The organism is Corallococcus sp. CA047B (assembly GCF_003612065.1).
Taxonomy (GTDB): Bacteria; Myxococcota; Myxococcia; order Myxococcales; family Myxococcaceae; genus Corallococcus; species Corallococcus praedator.
In genome coordinates this window covers 1-4,167 of sequence record NZ_RAWD01000515.1, presented here as the reverse complement: position 1 = coordinate 4,167, position 4,167 = coordinate 1, and the positions used below count along the sequence as shown (strand labels likewise).

At 70.4% G+C, this 4,167-nt stretch carries 4 protein-coding genes; 3 read left to right on the top strand and 1 reads right to left on the bottom strand.

What is annotated here, in order from left to right; all coding sequences use genetic code 11:
* Positions 1-43 precede the first annotated feature (43 nt).
* The gene (locus D7X74_RS40170) at positions 44-1,132 is read right to left on the bottom strand and encodes a polyprenyl synthetase family protein (RefSeq protein ID WP_120538216.1); all 1,089 of its coding nucleotides are present in this window, start codon (positions 1,130-1,132) and stop codon (positions 44-46) included.
* 123 nt (positions 1,133-1,255) lie between these two features.
* Between D7X74_RS40170 and D7X74_RS40165 the strand changes: the two genes are divergently transcribed.
* The 3 genes from D7X74_RS40165 (at position 1,256) to D7X74_RS40155 (ending at position 3,888) form a co-directional block, all read left to right on the top strand.
* Positions 1,256-1,819, top strand: coding sequence for a peroxiredoxin (locus tag D7X74_RS40165; protein ID WP_199732728.1), 564 nt, complete (start codon positions 1,256-1,258; stop codon positions 1,817-1,819).
* Positions 1,816-2,733, top strand: coding sequence for a TIGR01777 family oxidoreductase (locus D7X74_RS40160; RefSeq protein ID WP_120538214.1), 918 nt, complete (start codon positions 1,816-1,818; stop codon positions 2,731-2,733). Before D7X74_RS40165 ends, D7X74_RS40160 begins: the two co-directional genes overlap by 4 nt.
* 102 nt (positions 2,734-2,835) lie before the next feature.
* Positions 2,836-3,888 (top strand): alpha/beta hydrolase-fold protein, encoded by a 1,053-nt coding sequence (locus tag D7X74_RS40155; RefSeq protein ID WP_120538213.1) that lies wholly within the window; start codon positions 2,836-2,838, stop codon positions 3,886-3,888.
* Positions 3,889-4,167: the final 279 nt, after the last annotated feature.

Sequence of the window (4,167 nt, the reverse complement as noted above, 5' to 3'; positions counted from 1 at the left end):
CACCACCACCACCCGCTTGCCTTGTGCGCTCATGGACGGGTCCTCAGGAAGCGCGACGTGCGAGACGGGCGATGAGGGCGTCCAGCAGGTCCCTCATGCCGTGGGAATTGGGCAGGCATTGCAGGCCGCGACGCGCCGAGCGCGAGGCCCGCTCCACCGCGCGCTCACACGCGACGTAGCCTCCGAGCGACTCCACCAGCGCCCGGGCCCGGGCCAGCGCCTCCGCGTCCTTCTCCTCCACCGGCAGCGCCCACAGCCGCTCCAGCTCCTCGCGTCCCGCGGGCGTGGCGCGCACGTACGCCGCCATCAGCGGGAAGGTGCGCTTGCCCTGCATGAAGTCACCGTCGCACGCCTTGCCCGCCACCGACGCGTTGCCGAACAGGCCGATGAGGTCGTCGCGCAGCTGGTAGGCGAGCCCCACCGAGCGGCCCACCTGCTCCAGGCCCTTCTTGAGCGTTTCGTCCGCGCCGCCCAGCATCGCGCCGCACACCAGCGGAGCGCTGAAGCCGTAGCGCGCCGTCTTGAGGTGGGCCACGCGCAGCGTCTGGAAGAGCGACACCTCCGACAGCGGCATGCGCGACAAATCCAGGTCCAGGTACTGTCCCGCGGCCGTATGCCGGCACACGCCCAGGTAGTACTGCACCACGCGCGAAACGCCCGGCAGCTCCGACTCCAGCATCGCCTCCAGCGAGCGCGCGAAGAGGTGGTCGCCCACGACGATGGCCAGGTCCTCGCCCGGCCGCCCCGGGGCCAGCATCCGGTGCAGCACCGGCCCACCCCGCCGCAGCTCCGCCTGATCCGCCACGTCGTCATGGATGAGCAGGAACGTGTGCAGCAGCTCCAGGCCCGCAGCGAAGTCCCACAGCCCCGGCGGCACCGCGGTGCTGCCCCGCGCCAGCCCGTGCCCCGCGAGCACCAGCGCCGGCCGCAGCCGCTTGGCCGGGCGCAGCGCGTAGCCGCGCGCCTGCTCCACCGCCCGCGTCCACCGGGCATCCAGCGAAGCCTCGTCCGGCAGCTCGAACAACCGGGCGAGCGCCGCTTCCACCTGTGCCTGCACGAGCTGCAGCCAGGCCTGCTCCGGAGGCGCCGCGTCAGCGGGCGTCTGCTGCACGTTGGGAAGCGTGATGGCCATACAGCGGATCTCCGAAGTCGGGAGCACGGCAACAGCCTTTCCACCTAGAGGTAGCGTTTGCGTCCAGAGATTGTCAAGGCTATGTCTAAGGTTTGTGAAAACCTTGTACACGGGAGGCTCCCCATGAAGGCGTGGATCACAGGTGCGTTGACGGTGACGCTGGCGGCGGGGAGCGCGGTCAGTGCTCCCCCCACTCCGGAACCGGTGGATGCGACCCTAAGCACCTCCAAGGGCGAGCGCGTGCGGCTGTCCCGCTGGCGTGGAAAACCCGTCATCCTCTTCTACGAGGACAAAGACTCCACGACACTCAACGCGCCCTTGAAGGAGGAGTTGTTCGCTCGCGGGCGCGAGCGGGGACTCCTGCGGAGCGCCTGGGTGGTCGCGGTCGCCAATCTGGAGAAATACGACTTCTTCCCTGCGAGGGGCATTGCCCTGTCGTACGTGCGGGACGAGGAGAAGAAGGCCGGCGTCCCCATCCTGGTCGACCTGGAGGGCACCCTGGGACAGGCGCCCTGGAAGCTGCCCACCAAGACGTCCAATGTGATGCTGTTGGACGCGGAAGGGGCGTTGGTCTTCCGACACTCAGGCCGCATGAAGCCGGAGGACCGGGCGCGCTTCTTCGTCGCCCTGAGCGCGCTGGTGGGCCAGGACCTCACGACCGAAGCGGTGACGGAGGCCCAGCCGTGAAGGTGGCGTGCACGGGTGCCAGTGGCTTCCTCGGTCCAGGGCTTGTCCAGGGTTTGTTGGATGCCGGCCACACCGTGCACGTGCTCAGCCGCAACGTTGAACACGCCCTGGGCAGGCTGCCCGCCGGGGTGACGGGCTCCTACTTCGATGGGAGCACGCCGCTGTCACCGGACGCGCTGGCGCACGCGGAGGCGGTGGTGCACCTGGCGGGGGAGCCGGTGGACCAGCGGTGGACCCACGAGGCCAAGCAGCGCATCCACCGAAGCCGGGTGGAGGGCACGCGCGTGCTGGTGGAGGCGATGAAGCAGGCGGGCTCGGTGCGGCACTTCGTCTGCGCCTCGGCGGTGGGCTACTACGGCGGCGCGCGCGAGGCACAGTCGCTGACGGAGGAGGACGCACCCGGCGACGACTTCCTCGCCCATGTGTGCCAGGGCTGGGAGGCGGAGGCGCTCCGCGCGGCGGAGGCCGGGATGCGCACGGTGCGCCTGCGCATCGGCGTGGTGCTGCACCCGGCGGGCGGCGTGCTGCACCGGATGCTGCCGGTGTTCCGCATGGGCGCGGGCGGACGGGTGGGCAACGGGCACCAGTACGTGAGCTGGGTGCACCGCGCGGACCTGCTCGCGCTGATGCGCTTCGCGCTGGAGCACCCCACGCTGGAGGGCGCGATGAACGCCACCTCACCGGAGCCCGTCACCAACGCGACCTTCGCGCATACGCTGGGCACGGTGCTGGAGCGGCCGGCGGTATTGCAGGTGCCGGGCTTCGTCCTCAAGGCGCGCTTCGGGGAGATGGCGCGCGTGGCGTTGGAGGGCCAGCGGGTGATGCCCCGGCGCGCGCTGGAGGCGGGCTTCCAGTTCCAACACCCCGACCTGGGCGAGGCCCTGCGCGACCTGCTGCCGCCCGCGGGGAGCTGAGCGCGGGCGCCCCGGTGTGATGTCCTCGGGTGGACGCGGATCCGCCGTGGACCCCATGCGGCCTCCCGCGCTCCGGCGCGGTGCATACAGTGCGCGCCACGCATGGACGACACCCAGACGCTGGAAGCACGCGCGCGCCGCGAGGGCACGCCGCTCATCGACGGAGACACCGCCACCTTCGTGTGGAAGGGCGCAAGCCGCGTCTTCCTCCAAGGGGACTTCCAGGACTGGCGGGGGACGCCCCTGCCGCTGGAGCGCGTGGGCAAGAACCTGTGGGCGCGTTCGCTGGCGCTGCCGGAAGACGCCTATGTGGAGTACGCGCTCCAGGACGCGCGGGGCCGCCGCGTGCGCGACACATTCAACAAGCGCCGCTCCGACAACGGCTTCGGCGGCTTCAACCACTGCTTCTGGATGCCGAAGGGACAGGCCACGACGCTGAACCAGCGCGTGCGCGGCGTGCCCCGGGGCCGCGTGACGCGCCATCAATTGGACACGCACGAGTGGGTCGTGGGGAAGAAGCGCGCGGTGGCCCTCTACGCGCCGCCGGTGCCGGGGCCCGTGCCGCTGATGGTGGTGCTGGACGGCGATGACTACCTGGAGCGCGTCCAACTGCCCACGCTGGTGGACAACCTCGTCGCCCAGGGCCGCATGCGCCCGGTGGCGATGGCCTTCGTGTCCAACGGCCGTGAGGCGCGCACCGCCGAGTACGCCTGCAGCGAGGCCACCGTCGCCTTCCTGGAGCGCCGCGTGCTGCCGCTGGCGCAAGAGAAGCTGTCCCTGGTGGACGCGCAGCGCACGCCGGGCGTGCACGCGGTGCTAGGCTCTTCCCTGGGAGGACTGATGGCGCTCTACGTGGCCCAACGCCTGCCCCGCACCTTTGGCCGCGTGCTGTCCCAGTCCGGCGCCTTCTCCATCGAGGGCACCGACATGGTCGTCTTCGACCTGGCGCGGCGACAGGCCCAGCCGCCACTCCACGTCTGGATGGACTGCGGCCACTTCGAGTCCCTGGTGGACGGCAACCAGCGCCTCCTGCCCGTCCTCCATGCGGCCGGCCACCGCGTCACGTACCGGACCTACAATGGCGGACACAATTATCCGGCCTGGCAATGCGATCTGCCGGCCGGCCTGGAAGAATTGTTCTCGACTTCTGGATGACGCGGCGCGGCGGTCCGGCCGGCTTCCGTCCGGAGCGGAAGGCCAGTGAAAGCAGGGGGTTGGCGTTTTTGGAAAGCGCTCAAAACGAAATGATCCGGGATTGATCCAGCCCTTTGACGCGGCAGGCGGGCAGCCGGACGGGGCGTGTGGACTCCGGGGCTACGCAACATGAGGGCTGGCTCGCGCGATAACAGATGTAGGTGCGCATCCTGACGCGAGCACCGCGTCGGCCCCCCCCGCCCTGGAGTTTCGTCATGTCCCGCGTCGATGGTGGCAACC

Excerpts from the sequence above, each read along its gene's own strand:
- D7X74_RS40170 (WP_120538216.1), bottom strand. The coding sequence starts at position 1,132 with ATGGCCATCACGCTTCCCAACGTGCAGCAGACGCCCGCTGACGCGGCG.
- D7X74_RS40165 (WP_199732728.1), top strand. The coding sequence starts at position 1,256 with ATGAAGGCGTGGATCACAGGTGCGTTGACGGTGACGCTGGCGGCGGGG.
- D7X74_RS40155 (WP_120538213.1), top strand. The coding sequence starts at position 2,836 with ATGGACGACACCCAGACGCTGGAAGCACGCGCGCGCCGCGAGGGCACG.